This window comes from Kordia sp. (assembly GCF_050633145.1).
Classification (GTDB): domain Bacteria; phylum Bacteroidota; class Bacteroidia; order Flavobacteriales; family Flavobacteriaceae; genus Kordia.
In genome coordinates this window covers 87365-109459 of record NZ_JBOEFY010000035.1, presented here as the reverse complement: position 1 = coordinate 109459, position 22095 = coordinate 87365, and the positions used below count along the sequence as shown (strand labels likewise).

At 31.6% G+C, this 22095-nt stretch carries 20 protein-coding genes; 13 read left to right on the top strand and 7 right to left on the bottom strand.

Annotation, left to right across the window (positions count from 1 at the left end; genetic code table 11):
* The first annotated feature begins 88 nt into the window (after window positions 1-88).
* Entirely contained in the window at window positions 89-640 is a 552-nt protein-coding gene (locus ACRBBL_RS17030) for a dihydrofolate reductase family protein (protein WP_431370275.1), read from the top strand.
* 2 nt (window positions 641-642) lie between these two features.
* Window positions 643-1206, top strand: a complete 564-nt coding sequence (locus ACRBBL_RS17025) for a TetR/AcrR family transcriptional regulator (RefSeq protein ID WP_431370274.1) — start codon at window positions 643-645, stop codon at window positions 1204-1206.
* Between the two features lie 80 nt (window positions 1207-1286).
* Here the strand turns inward: ACRBBL_RS17025 and ACRBBL_RS17020 are convergent, their stop codons facing one another.
* Both ACRBBL_RS17020 and ACRBBL_RS17015 read right to left on the bottom strand, forming a co-directional pair.
* Window positions 1287-1946, bottom strand: a complete 660-nt coding sequence (locus ACRBBL_RS17020) for a hypothetical protein (RefSeq protein WP_431370273.1) — start codon at window positions 1944-1946, stop codon at window positions 1287-1289.
* A 45-nt stretch (window positions 1947-1991) separates the two neighbouring features.
* Window positions 1992-2549, bottom strand: coding sequence for a PepSY-associated TM helix domain-containing protein (locus ACRBBL_RS17015; protein WP_431370272.1), 558 nt, complete (start codon window positions 2547-2549; stop codon window positions 1992-1994).
* A gap of 193 nt (window positions 2550-2742) precedes the next feature.
* Here ACRBBL_RS17015 and ACRBBL_RS17010 point away from each other — a divergent pair, with 193 nt between their 5' ends.
* Both ACRBBL_RS17010 and ACRBBL_RS17005 read left to right on the top strand, forming a co-directional pair.
* Window positions 2743-3753, top strand: coding sequence for a sensor histidine kinase (locus ACRBBL_RS17010; protein WP_431370271.1), 1011 nt, complete (start codon window positions 2743-2745; stop codon window positions 3751-3753).
* A complete protein-coding gene (locus ACRBBL_RS17005) occupies window positions 3753-4469 on the top strand; it encodes a LytR/AlgR family response regulator transcription factor (protein ID WP_431370270.1) in 717 nt (238 codons plus the stop codon). Before ACRBBL_RS17010 ends, ACRBBL_RS17005 begins: the two co-directional genes overlap by 1 nt.
* Here ACRBBL_RS17005 and ACRBBL_RS17000 read toward each other — a convergent pair.
* The 5 genes from ACRBBL_RS17000 to ACRBBL_RS16980 form a co-directional block, all read right to left on the bottom strand.
* Window positions 4466-5254, bottom strand: a complete 789-nt coding sequence (locus ACRBBL_RS17000) for a LytR/AlgR family response regulator transcription factor (RefSeq protein ID WP_431370269.1) — start codon at window positions 5252-5254, stop codon at window positions 4466-4468. The genes ACRBBL_RS17005 and ACRBBL_RS17000 overlap by 4 nt on opposite strands.
* Entirely contained in the window at window positions 5251-6300 is a 1050-nt protein-coding gene (locus ACRBBL_RS16995) for a sensor histidine kinase (protein WP_431370268.1), read from the bottom strand. The genes ACRBBL_RS17000 and ACRBBL_RS16995 overlap by 4 nt, the downstream gene beginning before the upstream one ends.
* A 39-nt stretch (window positions 6301-6339) precedes the next feature.
* Window positions 6340-7800: an ankyrin repeat domain-containing protein gene (locus tag ACRBBL_RS16990; protein ID WP_431370267.1), complete on the bottom strand. Its 1461-nt coding sequence runs from the start codon at window positions 7798-7800 to the stop codon at window positions 6340-6342.
* A gap of 154 nt (window positions 7801-7954) precedes the next feature.
* Window positions 7955-8650, bottom strand: coding sequence for a LytR/AlgR family response regulator transcription factor (locus ACRBBL_RS16985; RefSeq protein ID WP_431370266.1), 696 nt, complete (start codon window positions 8648-8650; stop codon window positions 7955-7957).
* 5 nt (window positions 8651-8655) lie between these two features.
* A complete protein-coding gene (locus ACRBBL_RS16980) occupies window positions 8656-9654 on the bottom strand; it encodes a sensor histidine kinase (protein ID WP_431370265.1) in 999 nt (332 codons plus the stop codon).
* A gap of 201 nt (window positions 9655-9855) precedes the next feature.
* Between ACRBBL_RS16980 and ACRBBL_RS16975 the strand changes: the two genes are divergently transcribed.
* The 9 genes from ACRBBL_RS16975 to ACRBBL_RS16935 all read left to right on the top strand — a co-directional run bounded on the left by ACRBBL_RS16975 (window position 9856) and on the right by ACRBBL_RS16935 (window position 21990).
* Complete coding sequence (locus ACRBBL_RS16975) at window positions 9856-10995, top strand: alpha/beta hydrolase-fold protein (RefSeq protein WP_431370264.1); 1140 nt, start codon at window positions 9856-9858, stop codon at window positions 10993-10995.
* Between the two features lie 243 nt (window positions 10996-11238).
* Window positions 11239-12906: a serine hydrolase gene (locus ACRBBL_RS16970; protein WP_431370263.1), complete on the top strand. Its 1668-nt coding sequence runs from the start codon at window positions 11239-11241 to the stop codon at window positions 12904-12906.
* Between the two features lie 111 nt (window positions 12907-13017).
* Window positions 13018-14979 (top strand): serine hydrolase, encoded by a 1962-nt coding sequence (locus tag ACRBBL_RS16965; RefSeq protein ID WP_431370262.1) that lies wholly within the window; start codon window positions 13018-13020, stop codon window positions 14977-14979.
* A gap of 26 nt (window positions 14980-15005) precedes the next feature.
* Window positions 15006-15953 (top strand): hypothetical protein, encoded by a 948-nt coding sequence (locus ACRBBL_RS16960; protein WP_431370261.1) that lies wholly within the window; start codon window positions 15006-15008, stop codon window positions 15951-15953.
* A complete protein-coding gene (locus tag ACRBBL_RS16955; protein WP_431370260.1) occupies window positions 15950-16834 on the top strand; it encodes a hypothetical protein in 885 nt (294 codons plus the stop codon). Before ACRBBL_RS16960 ends, ACRBBL_RS16955 begins: the two co-directional genes overlap by 4 nt.
* 210 nt (window positions 16835-17044) lie before the next feature.
* On the top strand, window positions 17045-18139 hold the full coding sequence (locus tag ACRBBL_RS16950; RefSeq protein WP_431370259.1) for a sensor histidine kinase: 1095 nt from the start codon (window positions 17045-17047) through the stop codon (window positions 18137-18139).
* The gene (locus ACRBBL_RS16945; RefSeq protein ID WP_431370258.1) at window positions 18120-18875 is read left to right on the top strand and encodes a LytR/AlgR family response regulator transcription factor; all 756 of its coding nucleotides are present in this window, start codon (window positions 18120-18122) and stop codon (window positions 18873-18875) included. The genes ACRBBL_RS16950 and ACRBBL_RS16945 overlap by 20 nt, the downstream gene beginning before the upstream one ends.
* Before the next feature lie 107 nt (window positions 18876-18982).
* Entirely contained in the window at window positions 18983-20269 is a 1287-nt protein-coding gene (locus ACRBBL_RS16940) for a M20 metallopeptidase family protein (protein ID WP_431370257.1), read from the top strand.
* 68 nt (window positions 20270-20337) lie between these two features.
* Window positions 20338-21990: a S41 family peptidase gene (locus ACRBBL_RS16935; RefSeq protein ID WP_431370256.1), complete on the top strand. Its 1653-nt coding sequence runs from the start codon at window positions 20338-20340 to the stop codon at window positions 21988-21990.
* Window positions 21991-22095: the final 105 nt, after the last annotated feature.

Below are 22095 nucleotides of genomic sequence, written 5' to 3'. Positions count from 1 at the left end.
ATGAGACAAGTAATGTTTGTGGAATGAAATCATAGTTTTGATATTAAAATTATACACTGTATATTTGCACTTTTAATTCAAACAATGTATGGAAGATAGATATGCAAATGGTTACGTCTTTATGGCTTCAAGTCTAGATGGTTTTGTAGCAAGACAAGACAACTCATTAGATTGGTTAATGAAGTATGGTATAGACGAAAATGATAACAGTTTTGTGGAGTTTACTAAAAATATAGATGTATTAGTAATGGGAAGTGGCACGTTTAAAACTGTACTTGGTTTTGAACAATGGCCTTATAAAATGCCTGTTTATGTTATGAGTAGAAGTTTAACTCAAGATGATATTCCTGAAGCATTACAGAATCAAGTAACGATCAAAGCTTTAAATCCTAAAGAATTAATGCTATTTCTTTATAAAAAAGGTCTTAACAATGCGTATATAGATGGTGGAAAGTTGGTGCAATCCTTTATGAATGATGGTTTGATTAAAGAAATTACACTCACACAAATTCCTATTCTAATTGGTCAAGGAAAACGATTGTTCGGAGAATTAGACAATGATATTGATTTAGAATTAATTACTTCAAAACCAATGAAGTTTGGTTTTATACAAAATCACTATCAAGTATTAAATACATAGAAATGGCAAGTAAGGTTTTAGGGAGACCCACAAACGATAAATTGATATTGTCAAAAGACGACATTCTAAAAGAAGCGCTGAAAATTCTTGACGAACAAGGAGAAAGTGGACTTTCGTTTAGAAAATTGGCAAAAGCATTTAATGTAACTGCTATGGCATTAAAGCATCATGTAGGTTCGCGTCAAGATATTATAAAAAGTCTTGTTGAAATTGTTTATAAAAATGTGAACGAAATTACCATCACTAGTAATTCTAAAGATACTATACGAACATTATTAGGAAATTATTGCAAGTGTGTTTTTAGGCATCCTAATGTCTCTCGGTTATTACTTACAGACCATTCTTTAATTAATAAAGAGTTAATCGATCTTACAAATTCCATTAGAACGCATGCTATTTCATTAGTTAATGATGAAACGGAAGGTATTCTATTTGCTGATGTAATTGTAGATTACACACACGGTTTTGCATTGGCAGCAGCTTCACAAAATGAAAAAACAGATTTAGGAGTACTAACGATCAATGACTTTTATAAAGGTATCGATTGGATACTTGCAAGAGTATAATACAAGAACGACAAGAATATTGCGTATTTGAATTTTCCGTAATCAATTCTATAGTAAGCTATTAGTTACTTTTTAAAAAATTAGAGTGTTGGTTTAAGGTAGATATCAAATGTGCCTGCAATACCATTTTTACTATTTTTAAAATCTATATACCTACAATCTTCTGTATTACTATCTGTTCTGTCAATTCTTTCACGTTTCGTTCCTTTTTCACTTAACCAATAACTTTGTGTGGTTATGGATTCATGATTTTTTGCAGAAATTTTATAATGTATATGTCTACGTCTTCCAGAGTATAAACCTGGCTCAATACTATGAAATGCATACTGTCCATTTTTATCTGTAATAACAAAACCTCTTAATTCAATTTCAGACGGTTTATATCTTGTAATATCTCCATCTCCGGTTGGATGGTATATGCCGTCTTTGTCTGCGTGCCAAATCTCAATTTTTGCATCAGCTATAGGATTTGATTGATCTGTGCCACTATAAACTGTTCCAGTTACTTTCATTGCATTTCCAGGTAAGTTCGTAAAATTAATATTTACGCTTTCTTTCGTGTTCCTTACATAAAACGGACCTTCTGTAGCCCAATCTGTTAATCCACAATCATTTTGCTCAATTATTTCTTCTTCTTTTTTGAAAGATGAAATACCTAATGTAGCTAAAGGAACTGCAACAACTCCTAAACCTAATTTTTGTAGAAAAGCTTTTCGACTTACATTTTTATTGTTTTTCATTTCTTCAGTTTTTAAAATTCATAATTAAAATTATTAGAAGTGTTTTTATCTAATCAAGAATAAAAAGATAAAAGGAAAAATTAGCCCAATAGTAGCGAGCCACCAACCTCGTTTTTTAAAACTATTTTTTCCTTTAGAGATAAACATTCCGGTAATGGCAATGAACAACATTGCTACGCCAAATATATCAGAAAACCATATCCACCATACATTAGTAGTTTTGTGTAAAATGGTCATTTGTCCAAGCACAGGAATCGTTTGTACGTATTCTATTTCTCCTTCGCCAGTTTTTAGATTTACAGAAGCAAAGGCATCTTCAAAATATAATCGTGCTTCTTGTCCGCGTATTCTGTGACCTCTAAACTCTTCAGTAGCTATTTTTTTTGCTTCTTGTTTAAAGAAATCTTCTGTAATTAGTGATGCATCACTAGGCAAATCAATTTTAAAGTTTTCTGTTTTTACGGTGTATTCTTGAGGATCAAAATCTGTTCTATGATTCAATGCGATTCCTGAAACGGAAAATGCAATGATCAATCCTACAAAGAAATAACTAATATCTCGGTGTAAACTTCTGTTTAGTATTGTTCTTTCTTTTTTGTTCATTTTTTGATTGATGATTTTTGACAAAAATGATATAGTTTTTTAGAAATTGAAAAATAAATCTGTGAACGACCATAGTAAACCTGTATTGTTCGCATTGGTTGTTTGCCCTTAAACTCATGTTGTTTAGTGGAGAATAAATGCAGTTTAATGGTTTCGCTACGAAGTAATTAAATACAAAATGTATTTTTGTAGTATGATAATATCTCAATTTAGACTCAAAGAATTTGTATCTCAAATTATCTTGTTTGGCGTACTTTTTTTAATGTATGCTTTAGATAAGCATCATGGCATTCAATTTTACGATTTTATCTTCTTTGCATTCTATGTTAGCGTAGCAACTGTTATCAATTATGTATTTCTGCCAAAATATTTCTACACTAAAAAACTATGGATGTTTTGGATTTTGATTGTAACTATTTTATTGACCGTATTTGTAGTTGAAGAATATGTGTTAGAGCCTATTCTTGTTGGAGGTGATAGAGGTGAATATGTTTCAAATATCTTTTTTACATTGTTTAGTATTTTGCCCTATTTGTTTATGATGGTAGGCTTTAAACTTGCTTTAGATTCTTGGCAGAAACAACAAAAACTAGATGAATTACAAACCGTTATAAGAGATAGTGAACTGCGCTTTTTAAAATCTCAAATTAATCCTCATTTTTTATTTAACAATCTGAATAATCTGTATTCATATGCAATAGAAAATTCGAGTAAGACGCCTTCAATTATTTTAGAGTTATCTTCGGTGTTACGATATATGTTGTACGATTGTAAGGAAGATTTTGTGCCTTTGCACAAAGAAATAGAACATTTGCAAAATTTTACAGCGCTTAATGAGTTACAAATAGAAGAACGAGGAGAGATTCGTTTTAATGAAAATGTTGCATCAAATAAATTCGTTATTGCACCTTTAATTTTAAGTGTTTTTGTTGAAAATGCATTTAAACATAGTGCTGCAAGTCAAAGCGAAAATATAAATATTAGTATCGATGTAAATGTCAACTCAAGTGGTTTGTTGGCGTTTTCTTGTGTAAATAGTTTTTCAACAATGAGTAACAATGCTAATTTATCGCATGGTATTGGACTTGATAATGTTAAAAAAAGATTAGAGATTTTGTATCCAAACAATCATAACCTAACTATTAGTACAATTAATTCTGTATATGATGTATCACTTACAGTGCAATTAAAAGAACATATATAATGCTAAAAACGTGTATAATTATTGAGGATCAACCGCCTGCACAAAGAATTTTGCAGAAATATATTGCAGATGTAGGTTCGTTAGAGTTATTGCATACATTTAATAATGCGTTAGAAGCGATTCCATATTTGCAACAAAATAGTGTTGATATTGTATTTTTGGATATTCATTTACCAAAAATATCTGGAATAGATTTTTTAAAGACACTACAAAATTCTCCTAATATAATTTTAACGACTGCTTTTTCAGAATATGCTATTGAAAGTTACGAGTATAATGTAGTGGATTATTTGCTGAAACCATTTTCTTTTCAACGATTTGTAAAAGCTATTGCTAAGGCGAACAATAAAACTACAACATCTCAACCGAGAGAAACTCACAATGAACAAGCTAAAACACCTGTAGCACAAACATTTTTAATAAAGTCAGGTTATGATCTAATAAAGGTTAAAAGTGATGCTATTATGTACATTCACTCCGATTCAGATTATACAGAAGTAGCAACGAAAGACAAAAAAATAATAAGTTCCGATTCATTAAAACAATGGTTGGAAAAGCTTACTAATAACTTTCTACAAACACATAAGTCTTATATTGTGAATAGTGACTATGTTTCTAAAGTTTCTGGTAATCAAATTATTATCAACGGAATAGAACAAAAAATTCCAATTGGAAGAGCGTTTAAAGAGCGTTTTATAGAAAACATAAAATCTTAATTAAATCGGTCAATCTCCATCCATTTTTTAAAGCTACTTGCTTTTAGTTTGCTTATACTAATTTCTGAATCATGTTCAGGAGACAAAATAAGTTTCAGTTTTCTTTTTTCAATAAAATTAGCAGATTTCACTGCTTTTTTGGAAACAATACATTGCCTATTTACTCTAAAAAACAAATCAGGATTTAATTGCTTTTGTAACTTTTCTAAAGTATTAGAGATCTGATATTTTTTATCTTCATTGGTTTTGCAATAAACTATTTGATTCTCCAAATAAAAATAAGATATGATGTTTACATCTAAAGGTATCAACTGATTTCTATAGTTTACTAAAAATGAACTTTTGTAAATGCTTTTTTTTGTTGATTCTTTAATGTTTTTTATTGCTTCGATTAACTTTAAATTATTATCTAAAATGATCTTATCGCGAGTGTAAAGGTTTCTATATTTTAAAATTGATTTTTCTAATTCCGCTTTTTTAATAGGTTTTAGTAAATAATCAATACTGTTATATTTAAAGGCTTTAAGTGCATATTCATCAAAAGCAGTAGTAAATATTATAGGAAAATTGAGTGTTATTTTTTCGAGTATCTCAAAAGAATTTCCATCAGCAATTTTAATATCAAAAAAGGCAATATCTGGTGCGTCATTTTTTTGAAACCATTGAATACTGCTTTTTACAGTTTCTAATACAACTAGAACTTTAATTCCTGGATTAAGCTCAAATAATAAGTCACATAAGTTTTGAGCTACACTAATTTCATCTTCAATTATTACAACATTCATCTTAATAAAGGAAGTTTTACTAGAAATACATCTTGCTTTTTTTCAATATGAATTTCTTTATTAGCAATAAGTTTATACCGATTATTTAAATTCATTAAGCCAATACCAAAACTTTCAACTTCCTTTTTTTCGTATAAATTATTTTCAACATATATATAAGCATCTTTGTTGTATATAGCTATCAATAAAGGACTTTCAGAGGCAATAACATTATGTTGTATGGCATTTTCTATTAATAATTGAATAGACATTGGCGGTATATGACTATCATAAATTTCTTCAGAAATATTTAAGGTGATTTTTAGCTTTTCACCAAAACGCTTTTGTAATAAATCTGAGTACGATTTTATAAATTCTAGTTCTTCTTTTAATGTTACTACATCTGTTTTAGTAGATGATAGCGAATAACGATACGTATTTGATATATCATCAATAAATTCTAAAGTTGCTTTTTGAGTATCGTTTCTAACAATAGAACTCAAGGTACTTAATGTATTAAAGAAAAAATGAGGACTAATCTGTTCCTTTAATACTGATAATTCCGCAATAGATCGTTCTTCTTTAATTTTGATTAAATTCATTTCCAGTTCCCTAGCTTTTTCTATGCGTAATAAGACATAAGGGCCAACTATAGCAATCATTAAGACTAATGAATGGTTAATTAGAAAATCTTTGACATAGCTTAACGAGAATACTAAATTAGGATGTGTTTTAGTTACATATTTAGATAAAAGTACATTTATACCAATAAAAGTAAGCAGTATGAATACATTACTAATAATGATTAATCCTATATTATTTTTACCAAATAGTTTGTCTTTCCATGAGTAATTAAAGAACGTAAAAACCATAAGCATTAATAATTCAATAATTACACCAACAAAGCCTATGCGGATAGCAAAGTAATATTGCTCTTGATTTGCTGGTGTAGGGTTTTGTAAGTTATGAAGTTTATAAAAATAATTAAATAAACCTATGTTTGCCAGCAACGTAATAACAATTGCTGAAATTATAATAAGCCAAATGTAATTGGTATTTTTCTTCACAAATTAAGTGTTTGATTAGGTAATTTAAAACATTTTAAATTAATCTTGTAATTTCTGAATATCCTTAGTTGATACCCAAAAAATACTTCCCTCACGATTAAAGAATAAAAAAGCTCCATCTGGTGATAAACGTGGTGCAAATTCAATGGTTTTTGTATTAATTAATGCTCCCATATTTTTAGCATCACTCCAATTACCGTTTTCATCTTTAAAACTTATATATAAATCTACTGAGCCAAAACCTCCAGGCCTGTTAGAAGAAAAAATGATAAAGCTTTTATCAGGTGCAATGGTAGGATCATAATCTCTACTTTCCGAATTTACCTTCGCACCTAAATCTATAGGACGTTGATACGCTCCATTTGTATATTCAGAAAAAACAATATTACTAGAACGATTTGGTCCTGTTGAATAAAACAATGTTCCATCATTTGAAAGCGTTGGGAACCAATCATGGTGTTCGGCATTGTTTACAAACTTACCAAGATGTGTTGGTTTACTCCATGAGTTAGCTTCTCTTTTTAGCATCCACATATCACAATTAGCACGAGTAGAGTCAGTTGCTACAATAGGTCTATCTGTACAGTAATATAAAGTATTGTTGTCTGGTGAGAGGAAAGGATCAATCTCTCTGTAATCACCATCAATTTTTTCAGGTTTTGGTTGGGTCCAAACTCCATTTTCTTGTTTTGTTACAAATATGGTACCTCCATGATATCTCCAAGACTCCACAGTATAATACAATTCTTTTCCGTCCGAAGAAAAGGTGGGACTATGCACAAAGTTTTCTGTAGAAATAAAGTTTTTTGCAAACAACAAGGGAATACTATCAGGTTTCTTCTGTCCTAAATATTCTCCTTTGAGATGATATTGAGGAACTTTTTTTATATCAGCTCCTTTAGCTAGTAGAAATTCCACAATCTCAGGATTATCCTCACGTATTGCTAAAGATAAAGGTGTATTGCCATACTCATTTACGATTTCAATATCAGTATTTTCATCTATAATTTTTTTTAGAACAACTAAACTATTGTTGAGTACTGCCTTAAATAATAATGCTTCACCAAGGTTTATATCTGCTTTTGCCTTTAGTAGCATATCTACTAACTCTTTATTATCAGATTGTACGGCATTGTATAATGGCGTAAAATTGTCCTTGTTTACGGTGTTTACATCAGCACCTTTAGCAATAAGCGTTTTGGTCATTTTTACATTTCTTCTTAATACAGCATACATAAGTGGAGTGTCTCCATATTTATTTTTTGTATTAATATCTATGTTTCTTTCAATAAGAAAATTAAATATATCTTCCTGATTGCAATAGGTGGCAAAGTGTAATAAACTTGATTGGTTTTTACTCTTAACATTAATATCCTGTGTTTTTAAAAGTGAGTCCACCTTATTAATATTCCCTTTACAAGCATATTTAAAAATGGTTGTTACTTGCGCATTTATTTGATTAAAAACGATCAGCGCTAGAATTGTAATTACTTTTTTCATGTTAACTAATTTTATAACAACAAAACTAGTAACGATATAGTCCTTCTATTTAAAAAAGAATCTCAAGTGGACAAAATGATAGTTGAAGTGACCTTCTAAAATTGTATTCATTCTTCAATTTGCCTTAAGAATAGGCGAGGAGAGTGCCCATGTTTTATATTTTGGCTAAAGCGTCCAATTTTTTAAAAACAATAACCTTATACGTAGTACTAACTGGGATTTCATTATTTTCAATTAGCAAATAGGTTCTGGTTGCCTTTGTAACTCTAGTCAAATTGGATATATATGATTTATGTGTGCGTTGGAAATCTTCAGACAATAATGTCGTAATATTAGTCAGTGTTTCAGAGATAAGATACATTCTTGAATCTGTGAAAATCTTTAAATAATTCCCAAAACTCTGAATGTATAAAATTGATTTAAATGGAATATTAACAGGGATTCCATCGTGTTTTATTTGAAGCTCTTCATTTCCTTTATTCTTTTTAGGCTGTATCATATTTGAAGCTGAAACTTTGTTTATAGCTTTCAAAAAACGTTCAATTTTTATAGGTTTCAACAAATAATCTACAACACCATAATTATAACTTTCTAATGCATATTCAGAATAAGCCGTAGTTAAAATAACTTTAGGTGGTTTTACCATAGAACGCAAAATTTCCATGCCGTTAAGTTCAGGCATTTCTATATCCAAAAAGATAAGATCAACTTCATTTTGCTGCATAAAATTGATAAACTCAAGTGGATTTCCTGTACTTAATACTAATTCAAAATTATTAATTTTTGAACAATAATCTTCTAACACTTTACGTGCGAGTGTTTCATCATCAACGATACCAATTTTAATCATTAACTCTATTTTTTTAGTGTTGAAATTGCTAAGTCAATAGCTAAATTTACACGATATAAGTTTTCTTCATTATCAATTTCTAATACATGTGAATCAGGGTATAATAGATTTAAACGCCTTCTCACATTTTCGAGTCCCATACCATTTCTTTTCAATTCAGAAACCATAGAAGGCTTTGAATTTACGACACAAAAATGAAGGGTAGTGTTTTTTATAGCTGCAGAAATATCAATAGTACTTTGCTCATTAGTACTTTGAGCTCCATGTTTTACAGCATTTTCTACAAATGGAATAAGTAACATTGGAGCAATTCGCAAACCTATCAAATCACCCTCAATTAAAAACTCAATAGTACAACGCTTACTTAGTCTTTTATCTTCAAGTAATAAATAATTTTCTATAAATTCAAGTTCTTCTTTTAATAAAACGGTGTCTTTTTTAGAACTTTCTAATTGATACCTCATCAATTCTGAGAGCTGCATAACAAGATCGGGAGTTTCCGGCGATTGCTGTCTAGCTAGCGAATAAATACTATTTAATGAATTAAACAAAAAATGAGGATTTACCTGCTCTTTTAAATAGGTAAGCTCCATCTCTTTTTGCAATTTTTCTTTCTCCTCATTTTCTTTTTGAATGATCATATTTCTTCTTAAGAAAAAAACAGCCATACCAGCTCCGGTTGTATACAGAAGAAAAAAGGATATTTTAGAAGTGCCAGACCAACTATTTGTTTTTAAATAGGAAAAAAGTAATAAGCTCCCTATGAGTAGTATTCCATATATAAAATACCTTTTCTTATCTAAGAAAAAAGGAATCAGAATAAAATGATTTACCCAAATGAAGCCCATAATCATAAAAGTATAATCAAGCCCATGTGCGTAAAATAAATAACTAGTCTTAAAATTATCCTTAAAAAACAAATTACTCAATGTTTCAAGCATAAAAACCAACAAGAAGGCTCCTATATTGATCAGTATTGTGTTTTTTAAAGACTTTTTAATCATACACTCTTTTATTTAAAAAAATAAAGATACTATCTATAAATACAAATCTCCATAATTTCTTTACAAAAGCCTTATATCAATGACGAAATGGTTTTATCATTTAATTGTTGTGTTTATCCTATTTAAATTATTAGTGATGGATTATGCTATACTTTTATTCAACATTTAAATAGAAAAATAACAATGAGAAATTACAACTTCATGATTTTAATACTTGTATTCACCTTATTTCTAAATGCGTGCAATACTGAACAGAAAGTAAGCGATCCTGATTTTACTCGTTCAATAGAACACAATGAACCAGCAGTTACCTTAGGTGAAATATCTTCACTTCAGTCAAAAGTGTTAAACAAAACTATTCCACTAGCAATCCATTTACCTGCTAACTATGATAGTTCCAATAAAACCTATCCTGTGTTATATATGTTGGGTTCAGATTACCGAGCTCGGTTTGCTATGTTAGCTTCTACACTAGACTACATGGGCGAAGGACAAATTCCTGAGATGATACTCATTGGAATAGATTTTCCCGAGGGAAATAGTATTTTGTTGCCAACAAGGAAAAATAAGGACACAACAATTCCGGATAACTATATTAGCTTTTTTGAGACAGAGCTGATGCCGCATGTTGACAATACATACCGGACTGCTCCATTCAATGTGCTTTATGGAGGCTCTAATAGTGGTTTTTTTACTGTTTATACGCTACTCAACAAGCCTCTTCTGTTTAATAGTTACTTCGCAAGCAGCCCATCAATTATGCACATACCAACAGTGCTTCAACAAAAAATAAAATCAGGTCCGTTAAAAACGCTTACGGAAAACAGGTCTCTACACATCATTTATAGTGATGATGAGGACTTGACAGAGATTGTTTCTGAATTCTCTCGTGTTGTAAAAGAACATAAACCTGAGAGTTTTACCTATAAAACGGATGAATTGGTGAATCAGGGTCATGTACCAGCGATGGATTTCACACAGTTTCTTCTTGCATTATATCCTGACTTCAATCCCTATGAAAATCTGGACTCACTGGATAAAATGACACAACATTTCGATATGCTATCAAAACGATACGGGTATAAAATCCTGCCACCTATATGGGTCATATTTCACCTTGGTTTTACCAACATAATGAGTAAGAATTTAATTATCGCAGAAGAAATCTTTCAATATTCCATAGAAGTGTATCCTGAAGGGAAGGAATCCTATCTCGGAATGGGGATTTTACGTAGAGCTCAAGGTCAGCTTGAAAGTGCTAGGGTCATGATCGAAAAAGCACTGACAATTGATCCGGAATTTTCACTTGCTAAAAGGTGGCTTCAAAGACTCGAAAATTAAAATCTGGATGTACTCATCAAACCTCTTAACGACAGAACATAAATGAAATCAAAAAAAGAATTTCTTAAAAAAGTATTCGTAATAAAAAAAAATGTCACAATCTTCCTCCTCATCATTCTTTTTCAATCATGTGTACAGGAACCAAAAACTGATACCACAATTGATTTAATAAAAAAGGTAGAAAATGGTCTCACAACTCGGGTACACATTGAAGGCGATCCTACATGGTCTATAGAAGAACGCATGAAACACTATGGCATTCCAGGTGTGAGTGTTGCTGTGATACATAATGGTGAAATTGCATGGGCAAAAGGCTATGGTGTGACAGATAAAGAAAGTCAAACGCCAGTAACAACACACACACTTTTCCAGGCAGCGGCAACTAGTATGCCAGTAACGGCTTATGGTGCATTACGTCTTGTAGAACAAAATAATCTAGACTTAGATGAAAATATTAATAGTTACTTAAAATCCTGGAAAGTACCAGAAAATGAATTTACTAAAGAAAAAAAAGTTACCATAAAGAATATTTTAAATCATTCTGCCGGAATACATCCTCGCGGAACAGGACGATACAATATAAATGATAAAATCCCAACACTTGTAGAGGTCTTAAACGGAACTTCTCCAGCTGCAAACGATCCAGTTACCACAAATAAAGTACCTGGCGAAAGTGTTCGTTTTGCATATACTAGCTATGTGCCCATTCAACAAATGATGCTAGATGTTGAGGGAAAAACATTTCCAGAGATAATGGATAAACTCGTGTTACAACCTTTAGAAATGAACAACAGTACGTTTAACCAATCGCTTACTACAGAGCAATTAGCAAAGGTTGCAACAGGTTATTTGAAAGATGGTACTATGGCAGAAGGAGGAAGATCTATTTATCCTGCAATGGCTTCACATGGCTTATGGACAACTGCTGAAGACTACGCAAAATTTTTAACCAATGTACAGCAAACTCTAGATGGTAATAGTACTAAAGGGTTATCAAAAGATTTAGCTGTATTAATGGGTACACCTTATGGAGTGAGTAATTCTAGTTGGTCATTTACATTGGGCTTAGGATTTCAGCTTCTTAATATAAAAAATGAAATCTATTTTAGGCATCACGGATGGAATAGAGGTTTTTACGCTGAGATAGTAGCTCATAGAGACAAAGGTTATGGTGTAGTAGTGCTCACTAACTCCACGTTTCCAGAGTTTAATGCAGAAGTAATGCGTGCAGTTGCGCTAGCATATGATTGGAATAAGTATGTTCCAGTGCATGAAAAAATGGAAATTGATCAGGCATTAGTCGATAAAATTGCTGGTAGATATATGGCAGACGGTAGGATGGTAGAAGTTTTTCAAAAGGAGAATCAGCTATTCTATAAAAATATACTTGACGTAAAATCGGTAGAACTAATCAAAATTTCAGATAGTAGTTTTGTTAAAAGAAACTCTAGTCGACTCATACAATTCAAACCAAATTCTGAAGATAAAAAGATCAATTTACTTTTCAAAAATAGAAATGACGGAGCAATAACTTCAACTTTTGTCAAGATGGATACTGATAAAAAAGAACCTGTAGAATTCCTTCTTGAAGGTGACTTTGAAAAAGCACTTACTGCATATAGAATCAAAAAAGAACAGGACGCTAATTATCTAACAATTACTGAAGAGTATTTAAATGATTTGGGCTATGATTTTTTCCATGAGAATAGAATGAAATTATCACTAGCCACTTTCAAAATAAACATAATTCTCTATCCAGATAGTTTTAAAGTGTACGATAGTTATGCAGAAGCCTGTGAGAAAGCAGGAAAAAATGATTTGGCAATTCTAAATTACACTAAATCACTTGAATTAAATCCTCAAAACAATCGTACTAGATATAGGCTTCATGAACTACAAAATAGTAAATAAAATGAACTTTCATCTATTTACGGATTTGATTCATAAATTAAAATTATAAAAAACATAACAACATATTATTACTAAAAGAAGATACACATGAAAGCTATTAAATTATTCGTATTGTTAATCACTATTCTTGCAAATACTGCTTTTGCTCAGGAAAATAGTGTAAAAGAACGTGCATCAAATGGAGAAGTATCTTCCTTAGTATTACCACATATACAGGTAATTCCAATAAAAGATACTAAGACAGAAAGAAACTATGAGCTTTATATAAAGTTGCCAGAAGATTATTCAGAGGACAAAAACAAAACGTATCCTGTCATTTATTACACGGATGCTATGTGGCATGTCGAAATGCTATCTGGAGCTACCGAATACATGCTAGAAGATGTTATTTTAGTTGGAATTTCTTGGCAATTAGATATAAATAAAGACCTAATAAAAGAAAGAGGAGCGCATGTGAGTCGATTCCGAGATTATAGTTTTCGTGAATCAAATAAACCTAAAATTCAAAAAAAATATCAATTAGGGCAAGGAAAAAAACATTTAAACTTTATTCGCAATGATGTCTTTACCTATGTTGAAAATATGTATCGAACTGATCCAAACAGTCGCACGTATTTTGGTTATTCTATGGGAGGCGAATTTGGGGCTTATGTACTATTAACTCAACCCGATACCTTTACTAATTATATAATTGGCAGTCCATCGATCAAAAATGAAGTTTCGTATCTATCCGAACTTAATACGAAATTCGGTCCTTACGAGGCGTCAAATAAAAACTCAAGCCTGAATGCCAATGTTTTTATTTCATACGGTTCATTAGAAAAAGACATGGTGGAACCTATCGAAGCGTTTATTAAACTACTAAAAGGTAGAAGAGATAATGGTTTGTCCGTACAAAAAGAAGTGATTGATGGGAATCATGGAACTGCATTCCCAGCGACAGCAGTTAGTAGTATAGCTTGGCTATCATCCTTAATGAGTCATGTTTCAAGTGACAATTATGAGGTCTCATTCTGGGATATTCCGCACCTTAATAATGCATTTGTAAATACAACACCAGAAGATAGAAAAGATGGAATTTCAGTAGGTGAATTGCCTGTGAATGAAAATGATCGAAAAGCAATCCTTAAATTATCTCAAGAAATTTTTGATGGCAAACATGGAAGTTATGATGCGCTACTCATTTCACATAAAAACAAATTAGTTTTTGAATCCTACTATAAAAAAGGCCGTATCAACTTACCTCATGGACAAGCATCAGCTGTAAAAGCGTATACGAGTTTGGTTTTGGGTAGAGCTATTCAAATGGGCTATTTATCAATGGAAGATCTTGATAAACCTTTGATTAATTTTCTAAAAGATATAGATCCTAAAAAAATAGTGAAAGGCGCCGAAAAAATCACCCTTCATAAGGCATTAACCATGCACGGAGGATTGACTATAGATAGAGACAAATGGAAAGAAATTGAGAATGATTCCGTTCGATTAAAAGGTCAAGGACTCGTTCAGACGCTTTTGGAGCAAAGTGAACCTATAACCGATGAGTCTCAGGCGTATTTATATGGTAATTTCAACCCAATGTTAGTAATGACAGTCATTGACGCAGTTGTTCCTGGAACGGCTGAGGATTTCATTAAAACGGAGCTGCTTGACAAATTAGGCATTACAAATTATAAATGGTCAACTCATATTAGCGGTTTGCCACAAGCTGGTTGGCGTGCAAGGATCATGTCTCGTGACATGGTTAAATTGGGTAATTTGGTTCTCAATAATGGTAAGTTAAACGGCGAACAGCTTATTTCTACAGCATATCTTGACAAAGCTACCAGTGGCATTGTAAATCCTACTCAAGATTGGATGCCAAAAGACTATCGTTACGGTTATTTTTGGTATCAAACACTCGTAAAAGTAGGTCAAAAAAGTTATGATACTACATTTGCTTGGGGAGGCGGTGGACAACGTGTAATAGTGATCGAAGAACTTGATTTAACAATTGTAATTTCTGGGCATGATGGAGAAGATAAAATAATGACTCAAATTTCTGAAACCATTATACCTGCTTTTGTTAAGTAGTAGCAAATATCATAGAAATCTAAACAATGAAAAATTACAACTTTATCCTTTTAACACTTGTATTGGTACTATTACTTAATGCTTGTAACACGACAAAACAGAAAGCAAATCATAGCGATGCATCAATTACAGGAGAAACCTATCTTGGACAAAAGCCACCAGGTTCAATCCCAGAAATTTTTGCTCCTGGAATTATTTCAGTAAATGGAAGATATGAGCACGGCATCTCGTTTTCTCCAAATTTAGATGAAGTATATTTCTCAGCTAATATAAAAGACGAAGACCCAAGCATCTATTTTTCAAAACTGGAAGAGGAAAATTGGACAACTCCTAAAAAAGCAAATTTCACAAAAGGTGAAAAAGCTGGAGAAATGCATCCGTTTGTGAATCCTAATGGTGATAAGATATATTTTACAGCTCATGACGAATTTACATTGCCTCACCATAAAGAATCGGTAAAAGCTTGGTATGTAAACCGTCTTGGGAATTCATGGAGTAATGCAAAACAACTTGATTCTCCTATAAATGAAGATTTCGTTTTTTATTCGAATCAAGCAAAAAATGGAGATCTTTATTATACCAATGTGTCAAAACGAAAAATGTATTATGCTCCTAACAAAAATGGAAAATTTCCAGAAGTACACGAAGTTGGAATTGAATTTGGTTTTCACGGTTTTATTTCTCCATCACAAGATTATTTAGTCGTAAATGCGCGAAACAAAAAAGATAGTCAAAGACAAAGTGATATTTATGTCTATTTTAAGAAGAAAGATGGAACATGGTCAAAAAAAATTAATCTTGGAAGTGAAGTGAATTCTAATTTTCCTGAAACATGCCCTAGTATTACTCCTGATGGAAAGTATTTATTCTTTGGTCGGTATAACGAAGAAGGAGGTTTATCAAACTTTTATTGGGTAAGTACAGAAATTATCAGCAAGTTAAAAACAACGTATTTTAAAAATTTAGAACGATGAAAAAAATGTGTTTTATTTTAGTGCTTGTATTTTTAAGTGCCTGTGATACTAAAAAAAAGCATTCAAAAGATGATAACTCATCAACTACAGAAAATCTATATCTTGGACAAAAACCACCGGGTTTAACTCCAGAAATTTTTGCACCAGGTATGGTTACTACTGATGGTTGGGAAGTTAGTGGCGTTTTTACACCAGATTTAAAAGAGTTCTATTTTATTAGAAACAATGCGGAAACTAAAAAACAAGAACTAGTAGTTTTCCAAAATAAAAACAATCAATGGCAAGAGTCAATTGTATCACCTAGAAAAGGTACTCCTTTTATCAGTCCAGATGGTAAGACTATGCATTTGGGCAGACGATATAAAGAACGTACTCAAACTGGTGATTGGTCTGAATTAAAAAAACTGGACTCGTCTTTTCAAGAAATACAAATTATGCGGCTTACGACTTCTTCCAAAGGAACGTATGTTTTTGATGAGATAGGTATGCCTAATGGAGATGGCGTTATTCGTTATTCACAACTCATAGATGGAAAACGAGAAGAGCCAAAAGCATTTGGCAAACAAATTAATACAGGAAAAATGAACGCACATCCTTTTATCGCACCAGATGAATCGTATTTAATTTGGGATGGTGAAAGAGATAGTGGATATGGTGATTCTGATATCTATATCAGTTTTAAACAACAAGATGGTTCATGGGGTGAAGCTATTAACATGGGAAATAAAATAAATACTTCAGGTTGGGAAGCAGTTGCCTGTGTGACACCAGATGGGAAATACCTTTTTTTCAATAGAAATATGACTCCAGACAATTACGATAATGTAGACATATTTTGGGTAGATGCTCAGGTGATTGAAAATCTTAGACCAAAACAATAACAATTCAAAAACATTTTACGACGTTTCAAAGGAATTTTATTTTATACTGTTTCTAATAATTACATATTTGATGATTAATTAAATATTAAAAATAGTAATTATAGGCAGAGACTTTTGTATTGCTCATATTTTTAGATTGCACGGTATTCAAATAATCCCGTTATTCGTTGTGAAGCAAATTAAGAGACTCTACTAATCAGTTTAAAATTCATGAGATTACTTAACAAAAAAAGACGCATACAATATTTAGGGTTTAATGATATCTGGTTTTGTATAATAGGTATTCTTACTATAAGTATTATAGCAAACTATCTATTTAATAATCCATCAGAAAGAGAATCTATAGACCTAGTACTTATCGGTTGGTTTGCCGCATTAGTTTCCACAATCTGTGATTGGTGTATCATACGATCTATTTTGATTTTTTTGCGGAAAAAGTATCCCGATTTTAAAGACGATTTGAAACGTATTATTTTCCTGCTTATTGCAATTATTAGTGTGATACTAGTTGTTGACGTTACAATGGGATTTTTGCTTGCAAAATTTTTCATTTTTTTGGGATACAGTTCCAGTCACATGGTACTATTAAAGGTTCTTTTACCTATTTTTTTAATCATTATTATGACAATGGCAATTTATGAAGCTGTTTATTATTATATACGACTAAAAAAATCAATTAGAGAAGAAGAGCAGGCAAAACAAATCATGATTCAAGCGCAACTAGATACCTTGCGCAATCAGGCACAACCACACTTTTTATTCAATAGTTTAAATACATTACGAGATATTATCGATCAAGATCCTAAAGAACATGCAAAAGATTTTGTTGATAATCTGTCTAATGTATACCGTTTTATATTAGAATCTGGAAACACTAATTTGACTTCCATCGAAAAGGAGTTAAAATTCACCAAAGCCTATGTGTATATTCAGTCCGAAAGATTTGGAAGCAATCTACAAATGAACTGGAATATTCCAGCGAATAAATTAACTGCTATGATAGTGCCGATGAGTTTGCAACTATTAATAGAAAATGCTATCAAACACAATATAGTTTCTAGAGCAAAACCATTACTCATAACAGTAACAATTAAAGATGATTTTTTAGTCGTTCACAACAAAATTCAAACAAAATCGACAAAAGTTCCCTCTACAAAAATTGGATTGAAAAATATTGAGCAGCGATATGCATTAATTTCAAACAAACTCCCTGAAATTACAAACGATGGAAATCAATTTACTGTTTCATTACCCTTATTAAAATTATCTGATCAAAAGAAAAATTATGCAAATACTAATCATTGAAGATGAATCACGTGCAGCGAGTCAATTACAAAACTTATTAACTAAAAGCGCTTTCAATTTTCAGTTGCTAGATATTATTGATACTGTTGAAGATGCAATAGTTTGGTTTACAAAAAACACTGCGCCAGATTTAGTTTTTATGGATATTCAATTAGCAGACGGATTGAGTTTTGAAATATTTCAGAAAGTAGAAGTGGTTGCGCCAATTATTTTTACAACTGCTTTTGATGAATATGCCATTCAAGCCTTTAAAGTAAATAGTGTAGATTACCTGCTAAAGCCTATTCAACAAGACGAATTGGGTGTAGCATTAAACAAATTTAAAAAATCTAATGCTACAACTTCTCAAGTAGATCCTGCACTTTTAAAAAGCCTTCTTCAAAGCATGCAAGCGCCCAAAAAACGCACCGGAATACTCGTTAAAGAAGGAAGTGGTTTTGTTCAAATAAAAACATCGGCGCTGTTGTATATTTATTCTCAAGATAGCATCACTTTTGGAGTTACTCACAACAAACGATACATTATAGATGAGACGATAGATCAATTATATGATTCGCTAGACGATACTGCATTTTATAGAATTAATAGAGGGCAAATTATCGCTAAAAACTCCATAGAAAAAATAGCACCTTATTTTAACCATCGTGTAAAGTTACAAGTAACAAATTCAAGGGATCAAGAGTTTGTTGTAAGTAGGCAAAAGACCAGTAATTTTAAGGATTGGATGAACAAATAATGTTCCTGTGACGATTCAAATATCAAATACGACACTTCAACAAAAAGCACTATTTCTAACGGTATAATAAGGCAATCTTTGTGATATAATAACAAACAAACTATATCATGAAATTAAAATCGATACTACTATTACTGCTACTTACTACTGGAATACTTTGCACACAATGTGACAAAAACACCAGCAACTTTCAACAAATAGAAAAACAAACGGATGCCATTTATAGCAGCTTAGTTAAAATAAGAAGGGATTTACATGTAAATCCAGAGCTCTCGAAACAAGAAAAAAGAACGTCTCAAATTGTAGCTGACTATTTACGGAATTTAGGTTTAGAAGTAAAAACGAATATAGGCGGAAATGGAGTTGTAGGAATTCTTAAAGGTGGAAAAAAAGGAAGAAATATTGCTTGGAGAGCAGATATGGATGCTATAAAAACAGATGATCCCGATGTTGTTGACTTTAAATCTCAAAATAAAGGCATACGACATATTTGCGGTCATGATGTTCATACGACAATCGCTTTGGGAATAGCCAATGTTTTATCACAACAAAAAGAAAACCTAGAAGGAACGGTTTACTTTATTTTTCAGCCAGCAGAGGAGACTTTTACAGGCGCAAAAGATATGATTGCAGATGGTTTATTTGATATAATTCAACCAGATGAAATTTACGGATTGCATATTGGACCAGAAGCATCAGGAGTGATCAATGTGAAAGCTAATGAATTATTTGCGTATCAAAAAACACTTCAAGTAAAATTCAAGCCAAACACCAATAAAAAAGAGTTGGAAAGCTTTATGAATGCTATAGTAAAAGGTTTGGTTCGTACTATTGAGCAAAACGGTTCTCCTTGGGACATCATCAATAAAATATCAGATTCTAAAGTAGGATTGACAAACAAAGAAACCATTTTTAAAGATTACTTCATTTTACAAGGAGGAAGGCTAACTACTGAAAAAGAGGATACTTTTTATAATGCGAGTTTCCTAGAAACAGATATAAAAAGGGTGAATAGTTTACCTTTTGAAATCAAAAAACAAATCCTTGATTCTAAATTTAAAGATTCTTTCATCTCCATTGAATATGCAAAAGATTACTCAGGAACTCCTTTAAATGATCCTGAACTCACAAAAATTGCATCACAAACAATTGCTAGCTTTTATACCAAAAAAATGTTAGCGCCGCTCTACGGACAAGCTCCGTATTTTGGAGAAGACTTTTTGTATTATCAACAAAAAGTACCAGGCGTATTCTTTTTCTTAGGAGGATCTAATGTTGAAAAAGGAATTGTTTCTATGCCACATACTCCAAACTTTGCTGTAGATGAAACAACCATAAAATATGGCGTACAATCTTTTGCTGCTCTAATCTTAGAAAGAGCTAACAGCAAATAAATAAATCACTTTTAATTCATCAATTCAATTATAACTTCTGAACTAAATTCAGCTAAAAAAATAACATCATGAAAAAAACACTAATCATCCTCAGTCTATTTCTATCTTTTCAACTATGGTCACAAGAGACTTTAACCAAAGCGCAATGGCAAGAAGACCTTCGTTTTATTCAAAACACCATACATAATGAGTATTCGCATCTTTTTGTAAAAACAACTAAAGACATCTTTGATGCAGAAGTAGAAACTCTATACAAGGACATTCCGAACTTACAAGAACACGAAATTATTGTTGGAGTTTCTCGACTGCTATCATTATTCAAATACGGGCATACATATATCAGTTTTCATCAAAAGCCATTTGAGTTTTCACAGTTACCTTTCAATTTAGATCACTTTAATGATGGAATTTATATTCAAGGAGCGCACAAAAACTATCCAGAAGCTGTTGGAGCTAAAGTCATAGCGATAGAAGGGAAGCCAATTTCAGAAGTTCTAAAAGCAATTGAACCGACAGTAGAAGCAGAGAATTCGCAATTTTTTAAAGCCTACGGAATTAATAATATCCGATATCCTGAAATCTTGCATGCTCAAAAAATAACAAAAACCCTTCAGAATAACGTAACACTTACCTTAGAAAAAAATGGAAAAACATTTAGCCAATCTTTTACGGCATTGGAAAAAGGAAAAAGAGTGCCTACACATCGTGGTTATGTACATCAAAATGAAAATTGGTTAGATGCCAGAGATCAATCAATAACACCTCTGTATTTACAAAAATTAGATAAGATTTACTTCTCAGAATATTTAGCCAAAGAAAAAGTAATGTATGTTAGACATAGTAGAATTAGAGATGAAGCCGAAGAAAGTACCAAGGATTTTTATGCACGTGTTTTTAATGAAATAGAAACGAATGATGTAGAGAAATTAGTGATTGATTTACGTTTAAATGGCGGTGGAAATAACTATTTAAATAAAGATGTTATAAAAGAAATTATTAAATGTGAAAAGATCAATAAAATAGGAAAGCTATTTGTTATTATTGGAAAACGAACTTTCTCTGCTTGTCAAAACCTTGTGAATGAAATAGACAATTACACCAATGTTATTTTTGTGGGAGAACCTACAGCAGAAAACATCAACTTTTGGGGCGATAATCGTCCTGTAACACTACCAAACAGTGCTATTGATATTTCTTTATCGTATTTATGGTGGCAAGATAAGCCTGCGTTAGAAAATGCAGATTGGATAGCGCCTAGTATTCCTGTTACGATGAGCTTTAATGAATATGCTAGCAATCAGGATCCTGTATTACAAGCAGCATTAACTTTCAACAAAAAAGATTTTAAACCGAAGCCAATGGATTATATCACAAGCTTGTATTTATCTGGACAAACACAAAAATTGGCTGAAGAACTTTCAAAAATGATTCAAGATCCATTGTATGCGTTTTGTGATTTTGAAACAGAGTTAAACATGTTAGGAAACATTCTATTGCAAAGTGGTCGAACGCAACAGTTACAGGCTTCAACTCAAGTATTTTCAATGATTTTACAGTTATTTCCTAATTCAGCAATAACCTATAAAAATTTAAGCCTAGCATATTTGAAATTAGGCAATACTCAAAAAGCGAAAGAATTACTTCATAAGACTATCACTCTGGATGCAGATGGTGATATAGGGAAAAGTGTTAAAAAAATACTTTTAGACATTAAGAAATAACACCTAATTTTATACATGATAAAAAACCAGCAAAGTTAGCTTCGCTGGTTTTTTGTTATGTATTTAAAACTCATAAACCTAGTTTAGGACGGATCAATTGTATCT